The organism is Streptomyces venezuelae (assembly GCF_008642355.1).
Lineage (GTDB): Bacteria > Actinomycetota > Actinomycetes > Streptomycetales > Streptomycetaceae > Streptomyces > Streptomyces venezuelae_B.
Genome location: NZ_CP029193.1, coordinates 4,554,867 through 4,569,795, shown reverse-complemented (window position 1 = coordinate 4,569,795; position 14,929 = coordinate 4,554,867). Strand labels below are relative to the sequence as shown.

At 71.7% G+C, this 14,929-nt stretch carries 14 protein-coding genes; 2 read left to right on the top strand and 12 right to left on the bottom strand.

From position 1 onward, the window contains the following. The first annotated feature begins 33 nt into the window (after nucleotides 1-33). Nucleotides 34-2,610: an NACHT domain-containing protein gene (locus tag DEJ47_RS21225; RefSeq protein ID WP_150170635.1), complete on the top strand. Its 2,577-nt coding sequence runs from the start codon at nucleotides 34-36 to the stop codon at nucleotides 2,608-2,610. Between the two features lie 84 nt (nucleotides 2,611-2,694). On the opposite strand, the gene DEJ47_RS21220 is transcribed toward DEJ47_RS21225, so the two are convergent. After that, nucleotides 2,695-5,223: an ATP-dependent Clp protease ATP-binding subunit gene (locus DEJ47_RS21220; protein ID WP_055564907.1), complete on the bottom strand. Its 2,529-nt coding sequence runs from the start codon at nucleotides 5,221-5,223 to the stop codon at nucleotides 2,695-2,697. Nucleotides 5,224-5,664: 441 nt separating this feature from the next. On the opposite strand from DEJ47_RS21220, the gene DEJ47_RS21210 reads away from it, so the two are divergent. Further along, nucleotides 5,665-6,255: an SCO3374 family protein gene (locus DEJ47_RS21210; RefSeq protein WP_150170633.1), complete on the top strand. Its 591-nt coding sequence runs from the start codon at nucleotides 5,665-5,667 to the stop codon at nucleotides 6,253-6,255. On the opposite strand, the gene DEJ47_RS21205 is transcribed toward DEJ47_RS21210, so the two are convergent. The 11 genes from DEJ47_RS21205 to DEJ47_RS21155 all read right to left on the bottom strand — a co-directional run bounded on the left by DEJ47_RS21205 (nucleotide 6,234) and on the right by DEJ47_RS21155 (nucleotide 14,926). Further along, complete coding sequence (locus DEJ47_RS21205; RefSeq protein WP_150170631.1) at nucleotides 6,234-6,569, bottom strand: histone-like nucleoid-structuring protein Lsr2; 336 nt, start codon at nucleotides 6,567-6,569, stop codon at nucleotides 6,234-6,236. The two genes, DEJ47_RS21210 and DEJ47_RS21205, sit on opposite strands and share 22 nt — an antisense overlap. Before the next feature lie 232 nt (nucleotides 6,570-6,801). Continuing rightward, complete coding sequence (locus DEJ47_RS21200; RefSeq protein WP_150170629.1) at nucleotides 6,802-7,353, bottom strand: amino-acid N-acetyltransferase; 552 nt, start codon at nucleotides 7,351-7,353, stop codon at nucleotides 6,802-6,804. Between the two features lie 10 nt (nucleotides 7,354-7,363). Further along, nucleotides 7,364-7,804 (bottom strand): BlaI/MecI/CopY family transcriptional regulator, encoded by a 441-nt coding sequence (locus tag DEJ47_RS21195; protein WP_223828434.1) that lies wholly within the window; start codon nucleotides 7,802-7,804, stop codon nucleotides 7,364-7,366. A gap of 155 nt (nucleotides 7,805-7,959) precedes the next feature. Further along, nucleotides 7,960-8,139 (bottom strand): hypothetical protein, encoded by a 180-nt coding sequence (locus tag DEJ47_RS21190; RefSeq protein ID WP_150170627.1) that lies wholly within the window; start codon nucleotides 8,137-8,139, stop codon nucleotides 7,960-7,962. 14 nt (nucleotides 8,140-8,153) lie between these two features. Then, the gene (locus tag DEJ47_RS21185) at nucleotides 8,154-8,849 is read right to left on the bottom strand and encodes a hypothetical protein (protein WP_223828724.1); all 696 of its coding nucleotides are present in this window, start codon (nucleotides 8,847-8,849) and stop codon (nucleotides 8,154-8,156) included. Between the two features lie 273 nt (nucleotides 8,850-9,122). After that, a complete protein-coding gene (locus DEJ47_RS21180; protein WP_150170623.1) occupies nucleotides 9,123-9,335 on the bottom strand; it encodes a hypothetical protein in 213 nt (70 codons plus the stop codon). A 105-nt stretch (nucleotides 9,336-9,440) separates the two neighbouring features. Further along, nucleotides 9,441-10,247: a type III pantothenate kinase gene (locus DEJ47_RS21175; protein ID WP_150170621.1), complete on the bottom strand. Its 807-nt coding sequence runs from the start codon at nucleotides 10,245-10,247 to the stop codon at nucleotides 9,441-9,443. Continuing rightward, entirely contained in the window at nucleotides 10,247-11,245 is a 999-nt protein-coding gene (gene nadC / locus DEJ47_RS21170; protein ID WP_150170619.1) for a carboxylating nicotinate-nucleotide diphosphorylase, read from the bottom strand. The genes DEJ47_RS21175 and nadC overlap by 1 nt, the downstream gene beginning before the upstream one ends. A gap of 2 nt (nucleotides 11,246-11,247) precedes the next feature. Next, a complete protein-coding gene (locus tag DEJ47_RS21165; RefSeq protein ID WP_150170616.1) occupies nucleotides 11,248-12,963 on the bottom strand; it encodes an L-aspartate oxidase in 1,716 nt (571 codons plus the stop codon). Beyond that, on the bottom strand, nucleotides 12,960-13,970 hold the full coding sequence (panC, locus tag DEJ47_RS21160) for a pantoate--beta-alanine ligase (protein WP_150170614.1): 1,011 nt from the start codon (nucleotides 13,968-13,970) through the stop codon (nucleotides 12,960-12,962). The genes DEJ47_RS21165 and panC overlap by 4 nt, the downstream gene beginning before the upstream one ends. After that, nucleotides 13,967-14,926 (bottom strand): Rossmann-like and DUF2520 domain-containing protein, encoded by a 960-nt coding sequence (locus DEJ47_RS21155; protein ID WP_150170612.1) that lies wholly within the window; start codon nucleotides 14,924-14,926, stop codon nucleotides 13,967-13,969. The genes panC and DEJ47_RS21155 overlap by 4 nt, the downstream gene beginning before the upstream one ends. Nucleotides 14,927-14,929: the final 3 nt, after the last annotated feature.

The window sequence follows — 14,929 nt, the reverse complement described above, 5'->3', positions numbered from 1 at the left end:
GCTCGCACCCGCGAACCAGGGACCCCGATGCCCATGGAGCCCGTAGTACGCACCCCGTCGGCCCGCACCATGCCCCTCGTGCAACGGTTCTTCCGCACCCCCTCCCGGCCCCCCACCACCCCCGACCTGATCGCCGCCCTCACCACCTGGCGCGGACCCGACGCCACCACCGACCCGGACCACGTCCACCGCACCGCCGCCGACTTCATCCAGCTGGCCGCCGAGCGGCACACCGCGCCCACCGGCGAGCTCCCGGCCGTCGCCGACGTGCTGACCCGCACCCTCCTCGCCATCGGGGAGCTCGACCTCACCGACGCCGACGCCGTGCGGCTCGGCCCGCAGGACTACGCACGGCGGCTGCGCGGCGCCGTACAGGGCGCCGACCGCGGGCTGAGCCCCGACGCCGCCTGGTTCCACGACGAGCTGCTCGTCGCCGTCTGTCTGCACGTGCTGCACCACTTCGTGCGCCGCTCCCCGTACATCCAGCGCCACATGCCCGAGCGCGCCAGCCGCATCCGGCAGCTCGTCGACCTCAACGACGCCGAGGTGGCGGCCGCCGCCCGACGGAGCGAACCGTCCCGCGAGGACGCGGAGTTCGAGGTCGCGTATGCCCAAGAAGTCGTGCGGCAGCACGGCTGGCTGACCATCGTGGGCGTCGACTTCGCCAACGCGCCCAACAGGTGGCCCCTGGAGGACACGTATCTCAGCCTCCAGGCGGAGGAGAGCAGCGGCGGACCGGCCACCGGGGCAGGCGGGCAGCAGCGTACCGTGCTGCTCGCCGACCGCGCCCTGGAAGGGCACGAGCGCGTGCTGCTGCGCGGCGTCGCGGGCTCCGGGAAGACGACGCTCGTGCAGTGGCTGGCCGTCGACGCGGCCCGGGACGGCGCCCGCGTGCCGTTCGTCCTTCCCGTACGCCGCTTCGCGCGGGAGGGCTTTCCCGCGCCCGACGACTTCCTGCACGCCATCCGTCACCCCCTGGCGGACCAGGCGCCCGAAGGGTGGGTCGTGCGGACCCTTCTCGCCGGTCGCGCCCTGCTCCTCGTCGACGGGATCGACGAGGCACCCGAGGAGACCCGCGGCGCCCTGCGCGACCAGCTCCGCAGGCTCCTGCGCATCTTCTCCGGGACCGCCTGCCTGGTCACCTCGCGGCCCTCCGCCGTCGAGGACGGCTGGCTCTCGCAGGAACGCCTCGCCGAGGAGGGGTTCACCGAGCTGTCGCTGGCCCCCATGTCCCGCGACCAGGTCACCCACTTCATCCGCGACTGGCACACCGCGGCCATGGGCGACGAGCAGTGCAGGGAGCAGCGGGACCGGGACGCCCTCAAGGAGTACGAGCAGCGCCTGCTGCACTCCGTACGGATCTACCGCGAGCTGCGGCGCCTCGCCACCAACCCCCTGATGTGCGGCCTCATATGCGCCCTCAACCGGGACCGCTCCGGCTCCCTGCCCAAGGGCCGCAAGGAGCTCTACGACGCCGCCCTGGAGATGTTGCTCCAGCGCCGTGACCCCGAAAGGGACGTGCTGTACGCCGACGACGTACGGCTCCAGCAGGGCGCCCGCGAGCTGCTTCTGCGCAAACTCGCCCACGCCATGCTCGACGAGGGTCTGTCGGAGCTGCCGCGCTCCCGCGTCATCGACGTCCTCAACGGCGCCCTGCCCGCCATTCCCTCGGCCCGTGCCGCGGGGGACGGCGAGAAGATCTTCCGGCATCTGCTGCACCGCACCGGGCTGCTGCGCGAGCAGGCGGGCGTTTCCGTCGACTTCATCCACCGCACGTTCCAGGACTACCTGGCCGCCAAGGAGATCGTGGCGCGCGGCCGTCTCAACACCCTCGTCGACCACGCCCACCAGCCGGAGTGGGAGGAGGTCATCCGGATGTCCGCCGCCCACGCCCGCCCTGACGAGTGCGCGGCCTTCCTGGAGCGCCTGCTCGCCGCCGCCCCCGGCCTGCGCAGGCCGCACGTCAACCACCGGCGCCTGATGGCCGCGGCCTGCCTGGAACACGTCAGCGAGCTCGACCCGGCCGTCCAGGAACTCGTCCACCGGCGCACGAAGAACCTGCTGCGGCCCACGACGGAACAGGGCGCCCGCAGCCTCGGCTGGGTCGGACCCATCGTCCTGGAGCAGCTCCCGGACCCCGAGCAGGTGCCCGGCGACCAGCAGGCGCTGCTCCTCGCCATCACGGCGACCCGCGTCCAGGAGGACGCCGCGATCGACTACCTCGCCCGGCTGCGCGGCCGCTCGTCCCTCGCGATCCGCACCGAGCTGGCCCGCCCCTGGCGGCACTTCGACACCGAGCGGTACGCGCGCGAGATCATCGCCCACCTCGATCCGGCGGGCCTGTACTTCCCGGTGTCCGACGCGGCCGAGCTGGCCGCCCTGCGCGGGCTCGGCGGGCGCCCCCGCATCCAGGTGGCCGGCGTCATGCGCACCGACGAGCTCCTCGCGGGCCTCGTCCCCGAGCGGCTCACCCACCTGTGGATCAACGCGGAACTGCCCGACCCGGACATGTCGTGGCTGGCCCGCTTCCCCGGCCTGCGCGTCCTGCGCGTCAACCCGCGCCTGCCGCGCGTACGGAACGTACCGGAGGGCGTGACGATCACGGCCTGACCCCCGCGCACAGAGAAGGGGCTGCCCCGGACCGTACGAAACGGTCCGGGGCAGCCCCTTCGAACGTTCAGCCCAGCGCGGGCGTCACGCGTCCTTGCTCAGGTTCGGGCCCGCGCCGCCACCGGCGGCCGACTCGATCGGCGGCACGTCGGGCAGCGCCGCCTTCTCCTCGCCGCGGAAGGTGAACGTGGCGTTGTCGCCCTCGCCCTCCGTGTCGACGACCACGATGTGGCCGGGACGCAGCTCGCCGAAGAGGATCTTCTCGGAGAGGGTGTCCTCGACCTCGCGCTGGATCGTGCGCCGCAGCGGACGCGCGCCGAGCACCGGGTCGTAGCCCTTCTTCGAGAGGAGCTCCTTCGCGGACTGGGAGAGCTCGATGCCCATGTCCCGGTCCTTCAGGCGCTCGTCCACCTTGGTGATCATCAGGTCGACGATCTGGAGGATGTCGTCCTGGCTGAGCTGCGGGAAGACGACGACGTCGTCCACGCGGTTCAGGAACTCCGGGCGGAAGTGCTGCTTCAGCTCGTCGCTGACCTTGTTCTTCATCCGCTCGTAGTTGGACTTCGTGTCGCCCTGGGCCGCGAAGCCCAGGTTGAAGCCCTTCGAGATGTCACGGGTTCCAAGGTTGGTCGTCATGATGATGACCGTGTTCTTGAAGTCCACGACGCGGCCCTGGGAGTCGGTCAGGCGACCGTCCTCCAGGATCTGCAGGAGCGAGTTGAAGATGTCCGGGTGGGCCTTCTCGACCTCGTCGAACAGGACGACGGAGAACGGCTTGCGACGGACCTTCTCGGTCAGCTGGCCGCCCTCTTCGTAGCCCACGTAGCCGGGGGGCGAACCGAAGAGACGCGAGACCGTGTGCTTCTCGCTGAACTCCGACATGTCGAGGGAGATCAGCGCGTCCTCGTCGCCGAAGAGGAACTCGGCGAGCGCCTTGGACAGCTCGGTCTTACCGACACCGGACGGACCGGCGAAGATGAACGAGCCACCGGGACGCTTCGGGTCCTTCAGACCCGCACGCGTACGCCGGATCGCCTTCGAGAGCGCCTTGACGGCGTCCTTCTGGCCGATGACGCGCTTGTGGAGCTCGTCCTCCATGCGCAGCAGACGGGAGGACTCCTCCTCGGTCAGCTTGAAGACCGGAATGCCGGTCGCCGTGGCCAGGACCTCGGCGATCAGCTCGCCGTCGACCTCGGCGACGACATCCATGTCGCCGGCCTTCCACTCCTTCTCCCGCTTGGCCTTGGCGGCCAGGAGCTGCTTCTCCTTGTCGCGGAGGGAGGCGGCCTTCTCGAAGTCCTGCGAGTCGATCGCGGACTCCTTGTCGCGGCGGACGCCCGCGATCTTCTCGTCGAACTCGCGGAGGTCCGGCGGCGCGGTCATCCGGCGGATGCGCATCCGGGAACCGGCCTCGTCGATCAGGTCGATCGCCTTGTCCGGCAGGAAGCGGTCCGAGATGTACCGGTCGGCCAGCGTGGCGGCCTGCACCAGGGCCTCGTCCGTGATGGAGACGCGGTGGTGCGCCTCGTACCGGTCGCGGAGGCCCTTGAGGATCTCGATGGTGTGCGGCAGCGACGGCTCCGCGACCTGGATGGGCTGGAAGCGGCGCTCCAGCGCCGCGTCCTTCTCCAGGTGCTTGCGGTACTCGTCGAGCGTCGTCGCACCGATGGTCTGCAGCTCACCGCGGGCCAGCATCGGCTTGAGGATGCTGGCGGCGTCGATCGCGCCCTCGGCGGCACCCGCACCCACCAGGGTGTGGAGCTCGTCGATGAACAGGATGATGTCGCCGCGGGTGCGGATCTCCTTGAGGACCTTCTTCAGGCGCTCCTCGAAGTCACCGCGGTAGCGGGAGCCTGCGACCAGGGCGCCCAGGTCGAGGGTGTAGAGGTGCTTGTCCTTGAGGGTCTCGGGCACCTCGCCCTTGACGATGGCCTGGGCGAGACCCTCGACGACGGCGGTCTTGCCGACGCCGGGCTCACCGATCAGGACCGGGTTGTTCTTCGTACGGCGGGACAGCACCTGCATGACCCGCTCGATCTCCTTCTCGCGCCCGATGACCGGGTCGAGCTTGGACTCACGAGCGGCCTGGGTGAGGTTCCGGCCGAACTGGTCGAGGACCAGGGACGTGGAGGGCGTGCCCTCGGCAGGACCGCCGGCGGTGGCGGTCTCCTTGCCCTGGTAGCCGGAGAGCAGCTGGATGACCTGCTGCCGCACCCGGTTGAGATCGGCGCCCAGCTTGACCAGGACCTGGGCGGCGACGCCCTCGCCCTCACGGATCAGGCCGAGCAGGATGTGCTCCGTGCCGATGTAGTTGTGGCCCAGCTGAAGGGCCTCGCGGAGCGACAGCTCCAGGACCTTCTTGGCACGGGGGGTGAAGGGAATGTGACCGGACGGAGCCTGCTGGCCCTGCCCGATGATCTCCTCCACCTGCTGGCGGACCGCCTCGAGCGAAATCCCGAGGCTCTCCAGGGCCTTAGCGGCGACACCCTCGCCCTCGTGGATCAAGCCCAGGAGGATGTGCTCGGTGCCGATGTAGTTGTGGTTGAGCATCCGGGCTTCTTCCTGAGCCAGGACGACAACCCGCCGCGCGCGGTCGGTGAACCTCTCGAACATCGTTAATCGCTCCTCAGAGCGGTCAGGCAGTAAAGGGGTCGGTCCCCTCCCTGTCCTTCCGCAGCTTAGTCCCGCAAGCGGGGACCGCTCATTCCAACTGCCGACACCCGGACCCCAACTCGGAGGATCTCCTGACCCCGAACGCCGACAACTGCTCCAACCCGATGGTGCGAGACGATGTTCCCGCAGGCCAGGCAGTTACCCCCACCAGCACTACGCCGATGGCGAACGTGTGGCGCCCGGGACCGCGTGTCGCCCCTCCCCACTAGGGATGTCTTACCCGTAAGGACTGACACTCCATGCGGCGCGCCCCGGTTCCCTCAGCTACGGGCGAACACCCTTGCGCCGCCGAACACGTCCTCACGCCCTCTTTCCGGCCACACACCGCACACATGCCGCCACCCTGCGTAACCCGGGCGCCGTCGCGACTGTTGCCCCGACATGGCCCCCACAGTTCCTCAGCCCCGGGTACCGGTCGAGCAGAGCGACCCGGTGCGGCAGTGGTACGAGAACGAACTCGGCTGGGCGACCGCCCCCGAGCCAGGACCCGCGCGGCTCCTCACGGGGCTCCGCTTCGACGTCCTGGAACTTCCCGCGGAGGCGGGTTTCGCGGCGCTGCGCCACCTCGGACCGAAGGCGCCGGTGGCACTGCGCGGGGAAACGATGCGCCTCTGGGTGAGCGCCGGCAGCGCGGACGAGCTGCCGGGGCTGCTCGACTGGCTGGAGTGGGGGGACATCCCCCTCGGGCTCACCGCGGTCGGGGCGGGCGGGCGGATCGTCGCGCCGACGCCCCCGGGGTGGTCCGGCTCGCGGGGGGCCGCCGTCTGGCTGCGACCCCCGGAGCCCGGCTGTGAGGTGGAGCCGACGCTGCCCGCGCTCCCGTCCCTGCCCGGGGTGGGGGAAGGAGGGACGGCGCACCACAGCGATCCCGCCGTGGGCTCCGGTCTCGTACGGCTCGTGGACACGGCGGCAACGCAGTGCCACCGGGTCCGGCTGCGGCGTCGCAGCCGTCAGCCGTTGGCCTTCTCGTAGGCCTCGCGAATGGACGCGGGAACGCGGCCGCGGTCGTTGACCTCGAAACCGTTCTCCTTCGCCCAGGCACGGATGGCGGCCGTGTCCTGGCCACCGCTCGTGGCGGCGGCGCGCGCCTTGCCGCGACCGCCCGCACGGCCACCGGTACGCCGGCCGGCCTTGACGAAGTCCTCAAGGGCACCGCGGAGCTTGTCCGCGTTGGCCGTGGTGAGGTCGATCTCGTACGACTTGCCGTCCAGCGCAAACGTCACGGTCTCGTCTGCCTCGCCACCGTCGAGGTCATCGACAAGAAGGACCTGAACCTTCTGTGCCACCGGATTTCCTTTCATCGATAACTGTGAGACCGGGCCGCAAGCCGCACGACACGCGCCGTCGATTCACCGGCCCCTGTTATATGCAGTACTGCAGTACGTCGGAAAGCAAACCGCTTTTGCTGGAAAAACACAAACCCCTGGGAGAGACCGGGCACCCCTAGAACCCTGGAAACGTGCGCGTTTCGGACATAGCCCACCTGGGCAGGGGACGGTCGGGAATACCGGGTGACGATCACAGATGCAGAAGCATCCGGCTGTTGCCCAAGGTGTTCGGTTTCACTCGTTCGAGGCCGAGGAACTCGGCGACGCCCTCGTCATAGGAACGCAGGAGCTCGCTGTAGACATCTCCGTCGACCGGAGTCTCGCCGATCTCCACGAAGCCGTGCTTCGCGAAGAAGTCGACTTCGAAGGTGAGACAGAAAACCTTGCGGACGCCGAGCCACCCGGCGGTCTGCAGCAACTTGCCCAACAGCTGATGCCCCACTCCGGCACCCCTGACCTCGGGATTCACCGCGAGTGTGCGTACTTCGGCGAGGTCTTCCCACATGACGTGCAGAGCGCCGCAGCCGACCAACTCCGCGTTGTCGTCGCGTTCCGCCACCCAGAACTCCTGGATGTCCTCGTAAAGCGTCACCGTCGCTTTGTCCAGGAGGATGCGCTCGCGGACGTAGGAGTCGAGGAGGCGGCGGACGCCCGGCACATCGGAGGTTCGCGCCCTCCGGACGGAGACCGCTTTTGCGCTGAGTTCGCTGACTTCGTTGCGTTCGGGGACCTCTGCTGGCATGAAGCGGACGCTATCGCTCTGCATCGCGCTCGACGGAGGCGGGGTTCTCGGGGGGTCGGGTGACTTCAGGGGGTTGGGCGACTTCGGAGCGTTGCGCGACTTCGGGGCCTTGGACGATACGCATCGCGTCGCTCAGCGCTTCCCGCTGTTCCGCCGACATCATGCCGAAGAAGGCGACGAGTGCGGCGGCGGGGTTGTCGCTCCGGGACCAGGCTTCGTTCATCAGTGCGGCTGCGTAGGCGGCACGAGTGGAGACCGCCTCATATCGATAGGCGCGGCCTTCCGCTTCGCGACGCACCCAGCCCTTCTGATGGAGATTGTCCAAAACGGTCATCACGGTCGTGTACGCGATGGACCGTTCCTCCTGAAGGTCTTCCAGGACTTCTCGAACGGTCACGGGGCGGTTCCACTTCCACACCCGCGTCATGACTGAGTCTTCGAGTTCTCCCAATGGACGAGGCACAGCAGAACAATAGTGGGAGACGTCACTATTGGCGTGATCCGTGAGGGACGTGGCGTACCTCTAATTTATGCAACTTCCGCAACAAAAAGGGCGTACGACTCGAAGGACACACGAGTCGTACGCCGGGCCCCGAGGGGGGCGGGTCAGGCGCTGCCGGTCTTCGGGGTCTGCCGGACGGCTTCGGCGCGGGAGATCGCGGCGTCGACGGCCGCGTCCTCCTTGGCCTTGTTGGCACCGCCCTGGGTCTTCACGATCGTCACGATGAGCCCCGTGAAGAACACGGCCATCACTACGGGGGGCACGAGCGCGGAAACGTAGTCCATGCCCTCCAGAGTAGCTAGCCCGCGACGAGCTGCTGCGGCGGGTCCGCGGGAGCGGCTGGCGTGCCGGGAGCGGCTGGCGTGCCGGGCGCCTCGGGCCGCCGCTTGGGCGGGAAGACCTCGGCGGGGGTGGGGACGGGGCGCGGAGAGGCGGGGTCGGGGCGTTCGGACGGCTGACGCGGTCCGGGTGCGGCGGCGGTGACACCCGTGGCCCCCGTCGCTCCCGCAGCGGCCGTGGCACCTGTGGCGCCCGCCCCACCCGGTAGGGCGAGGAGGCGGGTGCGGGAGGCCGGGATGGGGAGGGGGGACAGGGGGGCCGCGGGGGCGGTCACGGGGACGGCCCGGCCCGCGAGGCGCGCGCGTACGGCGCGCTCGGCGATGCCGCGGCACCGGTCCAGCAGTGCGGCGGCGGTGGCGTTGCCGCGCAGGGCGCGCAGGGCGGCGAGGTCGTCGGGGGTCGGCTGGTAGCCGCCGCTCAGGACGTCGTCGAGGAGGGCGAGGTAGCCGGCGGCGGTGCCGGGCAGGGCGGCACGGTAGCGGGCGAGGTCGGCCACGAGGAACGCGCGCAGCCTGGCGCCCTCGCGCACCGCTTCGTCGACCGATTCGGCGAGCCGGAGACAGTCCTGGACGTCCTCGTCGCGGACGGGGCTGGGGTGCAGGGCGAGACCCAGGGCGCGACGGAGCACACGAAGCTCCTCCGCGCTGAAGGCCATGCCGCCCCGGGATCCGTATGGCGTGGGCATGGACTGACGATACGCGCTAATCGGACAAAATCCGCTTAACGCCAATTCTGGCGGGTCGCCTTGGGTGGGGGCGGCCCCCACGTCCCCTCCGGCGCGTGGGCGGCTGCGGCCCGGTGGGGATGCCCCTCCTCCCGCTGAACGTCGCGGGGCGAACGAGCGGGCGGGCGGGAGTGATCCGTTGCGAAGCGGCGGGCTTGGGCTCCGGCCCGAGGAGGCGCCGCGGGGGCCCCGCACCCCGGAGGGTCAGTCCGCGCGGCGACGAGCCAGCGCGTAGGCCACCGCGCCGACACCGAGCGCGGCGACCGCCGCGACGGCGAGCCAGGGAAGGACCCCCGCCCCGGCCCCCGCAAGGGGGGCCGAGGCGGGCGAAGCCGCGTACGCCGCCGGCGCGGAGCCGAAGAGCACCGCGGCCACCGCCACAACACCCACCCACCACAGTCGTTTCTTGTGCCTCATCCGCCCCAGCCCGCCCCACACCCACTCAAGTCCCCGTCCAGCGCAGACTCTTGCAGAAGCGGCGGCGTAGTGCACACAGGCCGAGCACCGATCGGCGGCAATCGGTCAGCTACGGGCAACGTTCCGCTCGTAGACGAGCCGGAGCCCGATCAGCGTCAGCCACGGTTCGTGCTCGTCGATGACCGACGCCTCGCCGAGGACCATGGGGGCCAGGCCACCCGTGGCGATGACCGTGACGTCGTCCGGATCGCCGCCCGCGCCCGCCAGCTCGCGGGCCATCCGGTTCACGACCCCGTCGACCTGCCCCGCGAAGCCGTACAGAATGCCCGCCTGCATGGCCTCCACCGTGTTCTTGCCGATGACGCTGCGCGGTCGGGCCAGTTCGATCTTCCGGAGCTGAGCGCCTCGTACACCGAGAGCCTCCACGGAGATCTCGATGCCGGGAGCGATGACCCCGCCCGCGTACTCCCCGCGCGCGGACACCGCGTCGAAGGTCGTGGCGGTGCCGAAGTCGACGACGATCGCCGGGCCGCCGTAGAGCTCGACCGCCGCCACCGCGTTGATGATGCGGTCGGCGCCGACCTCCTTGGGGTTGTCCATGAGGATCGGCACGCCGGTCTTGATGCCGGGCTCGACGAGGACGGCGGGCACGTCTCCGTAGTAGCGGCGCGTGACCTCGCGCAGTTCGTGCAGGACCGAGGGGACGGTCGAGCAGATGGCGATGCCGTCGATGCCGTCGCCGAGCTCGTCGCCGAGCAGGGGGTGCATGCCCATCAGGCCGTTGAGGAGCACGGCCAGTTCATCGGCGGTGCGGCGCGCGTCCGTGGAGATCCGCCAGTGCTCGACGATGTCCTCGCCGTCGAAGAGGCCGAGGACGGTGTGGGTGTTGCCCACGTCGATGGTGAGGAGCATCAGTCGCGCACCGCTTCTCGCAGGTCGAGGCCGATGTCGAGGATCGGGGACGAGTGGGTGAGGGCGCCCACGGCGAGGTAGTCGACGCCCGTCTCGGCGTACGCGCGGGCGTTCTCCAGGGTGAGGCGGCCCGAGGACTCCAGGAACGCGCGGCCGTCGACGAGGGCGACGGCCTCCGCCGTCTCGCCGGGCGTGAAGTTGTCCAGGAGGATCAGGTCGGCGCCCGCGTCGACGACCTCGCGCAGCTGGTGGAGCGTGTCGACCTCGACCTCGATCGGCACCTCAGGGAACTGCTCGCGCACGGCCTCGAAGGCCTGGGCGACGCCGCCCGCGGCGACCACGTGGTTGTCCTTGACCAGGGCCGCGTCGGCGAGCGACATGCGGTGGTTGACGCCGCCGCCCATGCGGACCGCGTACTTCTCCAGGGCGCGGTAGCCCGGCGTCGTCTTGCGGGTGTCGCGGACCTTCGCCTTCGTGCCGTCGAGGGCGTCGGCCCACGCGCGCGTGGCGGTCGCGATGCCGGAGAGACGGCACAGGATGTTCAGCGCGCTGCGTTCGGCGGTGAGCAGGTCGCGGGTGCGGGTGGTGACGCTGAGGAGCACGTCACCGGCGGCGACGCGGTCGCCGTCCTCGACGTGCCGCTCGACCTCGAACTCCTCCTCGCACACCACGGAGATGACGGCCTCGGCGACGCGGAGACCCGCGACGGTGCCCGCCTCGCGCGCCGCGAAGTCGGCGGTGGCGACGGCGTCCTCGGGGATGGTGGCCGCCGTGGTGACGTCCACCCCGCCCGCCAGGTCCTCCTCGATGGCCATGTGCGCGATGTCCTCGATCTGCACGGGATCGAGTCCTGCTTCGGTCAGGAGCTGTACGAGCGCGGGGTCGAGGCCGCACTCCAGGGCGTCGTAGGCGTCGTCACCGCCGCAGCCGCAGGCGTCGCCGCAGCCACCGCCTGCGGCTGAGGGGGCGGCGAGGGGGAGGTCGTCGGGGGTGCTCACGGTCACTGCTCCTGGGGACTGGGACGGGTCGGAGGGAAGTCGTGGGTCTCGGTCGTGTGCGCCGCCAGGGTCCTGTCCGGATTGAGGCGTACGACGATGTGGCGCCGCCAGGCCGCGTCGTCGCGGTCGGCGTGGTCCTCGCGCCAGTGGCAGCCGCGGGTCTCCTCGCGGCGCTGGGCGGCGGCCACCAGGACGCGGGCGACGCACAGGAGGTTGGTGGTCTCCCAGGTGTCGACGCCGGGCTCGGCCGTCTTGCCGTGCTCGGCGAGGGCGCCCGCCGCCTCGGCGTGGATGCGGGCCAGCTGTGCGGCGGCCTCGCTGAGGGACGAGGCGGAGCGGAGGACTCCGGCGCCTTCGGTCATGACGCGCTGGATGGCGAAGCGGGCCTCGGCCGGGAGGAGGGGGTGCGTCGGGGGCCCGGAGGGTGTGACGGGAGCCGGCACGCGCGCGTGGAGGGTGTTCTCCGCGTGCTGCGCCACGATGTCGTCGGCGATGCGCTCGGCGTAGACCAGGCCTTCGAGGAGGGAGTTGGAGGCGAGCCGGTTGGCGCCGTGCACGCCGGTGCAGGCGACCTCCCCGCAGGCGTAGAGCCCCGGGACGGTGGTGCGGCCGTGCCGGTCGGTGCGGACGCCGCCCGAGGCGTAGTGCGCGGCGGGGGCGATGGGGATGGGCTCGGTGACGGGGTCGATGCCGTGCGCGCGGCAGGCGGCCAGGATCGTCGGGAAGCGGTTCTCCCACATCTCGGCGCCGAAGTGGCGGGCGTCGAGGAACATGTGGTCGGCGCCCTTCTCCTGCATGCGGCGCATGATGCCCTTGGCGACGATGTCGCGGGGCGCCAGCTCGGCCAGCTCGTGCTGTCCGACCATGAAGCGCACGCCGTCGGCGTCCACGAGGTGCGCGCCCTCGCCTCGCACGGCCTCGGAGACCAGCGGCTGCTGGCCCTCGGCGTCGGTGCCGAGGAACAGCACCGTGGGGTGGAACTGCACGAATTCGAGGTCGGAGACCTCCGCGCCCGCGCGCAGGGCGAGCGCGACGCCGTCGCCCGTGGAGACGGACGGGTTCGTGGTCGCGGAGAAGACCTGGCCCATGCCGCCGGTGGCGAGGACGACCGCGGGGGCGTGGACGGCGCCCACGCCGTCGTGCTGGCCCTCCCCCATGACGTGCAGGGAGACACCGGCGGTGTGACCGTCGGCGTCGGTGAGGAGGTCGAGGACCAGCGCGTTCTCGATCGTCGGGATGCCGCGCGCGCGGACCGCCTCGACGAGGGCGCGGGAGATCTCCGCGCCGGTCGCGTCGCCGCCCGCGTGCGCGATGCGGCGCCGGTGGTGGCCGCCCTCGCGGGCCAGCTCGATGGCGCCTTCGGAGTCCCTGTCGAAGTGCGCGCCGGTCTCGATGAGGCGGCGTACGGCACCGGGGCCCTCGGTGACGAGGGTCCGCACGGCCTCCTCGTCGCAGAGGCCCGCGCCCGCCACGAGCGTGTCGTCCAGGTGCTCCTCGGGTGTGTCGCCCTCGCCGATCGCCGCGGCGACACCGCCCTGCGCCCAGCGCGTGGAGCCCGCGTCCAGGCGGGCCTTGGTCACCACGACCGTCCTGAGTCCCGCGGCAGCGCCGCGCAGGGCGGCGGTCAGCCCGGCCACTCCGGAGCCGACGACCACGATGTCGGCGTCGAGGGACCAGCCGGGGGCGGGCGCATGCAGCCGTATGCCGGTGGCACTCATGCGGGGACTCCGAACGTCAGCGGGATGTTGTCGATGAGGCGCGTCGAGCCGACCCGGGCGGCCACGGCGAGGACGGCCTCACCGCGGTGGTCGGGGCGGACCTCGGTGAAGTCGGCGGGGTCCACCAGCGCCACGTAGTCCAGCTCCAGCGGGGGGACCAGGCGGGCGGCCTCGTCGAGAACGAGGCGGGCCGCGGCGACGACGGCGGCGGGTCCGCCGGTCGCGGAGGGCTCGGCGGACTCCGCCACGGCGTGTGCGTCGGCCGCCGCGCGGGACTCGCCGATCTCGCTCAGGGCGACGGCACGCGCGCGTGAGGCGGGGGCACTGGCGGCCCGTGCGCGCAGCGCCTCCTGGGCGGCGTGCCGGTCGCGGCCCGCGAAGAGGGCCTGGGAGAGGGCGAGCGCGGTGCGCCGCTCGGCCGGGGCGAGGTAGCGGTTGCGGCTGGAGAGGGCCAGGCCGTCTTCCTCGCGGACGGTGGGGACGCCGACGATCTCGACCGGGAAGTTGAGGTCGCGGACCATGCGGCGGATCAGGGCGAGCTGCTGCGCGTCCTTCTGCCCGAAGAGCGCCACGTCGGGCGCGGTGAGGTGCAGCAGCTTGGCGACGACGGTGAGCATGCCGTCGAAGTGCCCGGGGCGCGTGACGCCTTCGAGGACGGTGCCCATGGGGCCCGCGCCGACGCGGACCTGGGGTTCACCGCCCGGGTACACCTCGTCCACGGAGGGGGCGAACACGATGTCCGCCCCGGCCTGCTCGGCGATCTTGAGGTCGGCTTCGAGGGTGCGCGGGTAGCGGTCGAGGTCCTCGCCGGCGCCGAACTGGAGCGGGTTCACGAAGACCGTGACGACGACCTCGCCCTCGGGTCCCGCGACGCGGCGTGCGGCCCGGACCAGGGAGGCGTGTCCCTCGTGCAGGGCACCCATGGTCATGACGACGGCCCGGCGGCCCGCACGCGCGCGCGTGCGGAGTGACTCCGCGGTGTGCAGCAGCGTGGTGCGCGTGCTCATCGGTTTCCCCCTTCGGGTCCGCCGCCGGTTCCGGTGGCGCCGCGGCCCCCGTCGCCTCCGTCGGCGAGGACCCCGAGGAGGTCCTCGGCGAGCTCGGGCTTGAGCAGGCCGTGGGCGAGCGCGCGGTCGGCGGTGGCGCGGGCCATCGCGAGGTACCCAGCGACGGTCTGCGGCGCGTGCTCGCGCAACTCGGCGACATGGGCGGCGACGGTGCCCGCGTCCCCGCGCGCGACGGGTCCGGTGAGTGCCGCGTCGCCCGAGCGGAGCGCGTTGTCGAGGGCGGCGCCGAGCAGCGGTCCGAGCATGCGGTCGGGGGCGGCGACGCCCGCGTCGCGCAGCAGGTCCATGGACTCGGCGACCAGGGTGACCAGGTGGTTCGCGCCCAGCGCGAGGGCCGCGTGATAGAGCGGGCGGTTCTCCTCGGCGATCCACTCGGGCTCGCCGCCCATCTCGATGACCAGGGCTTCGGCGGCGAGCCGAAGCTCCTCGGGGGCGGTCACCCCGAAGGAGCATCCGGCGAGGCGCTGCACGTCGACGGCGGTGCCGGTGAAGGTCATGGCGGGGTGCAGCGCGAGCGGCAGGGCTCCGGCGCGCAGGGCGGGTTCGAGGACCTGTGTGCCGTACCGCCCGGAGGTGTGGACGAGCAGTTGGCCGGGGCGGACGGCGCCGGTCTCGGCGAGGCCCTCGACGAGGCCGGGGAGCGCGTCGTCGGGGACGGTCAGGAGCACCAGGTCGGCGCGTTCGAGGACCTCGGCGGGCGGGACGAGGGGGACGTCGGGGAGCAGGGCGGCGGCCCTTCGCACCGACGCGTCGGACACGCCGGACGCGGCCACCGGACGGTGGCCCGCGAGCTGCAGTGACGCGGCGAGCGCGGGTCCCACCCGGCCCGCTCCCACGACTCCCACGGTGAGCCTCGCGGGGCGGTCCCGCGGGTCTGGCTGATGCGATGCGTTCACGCG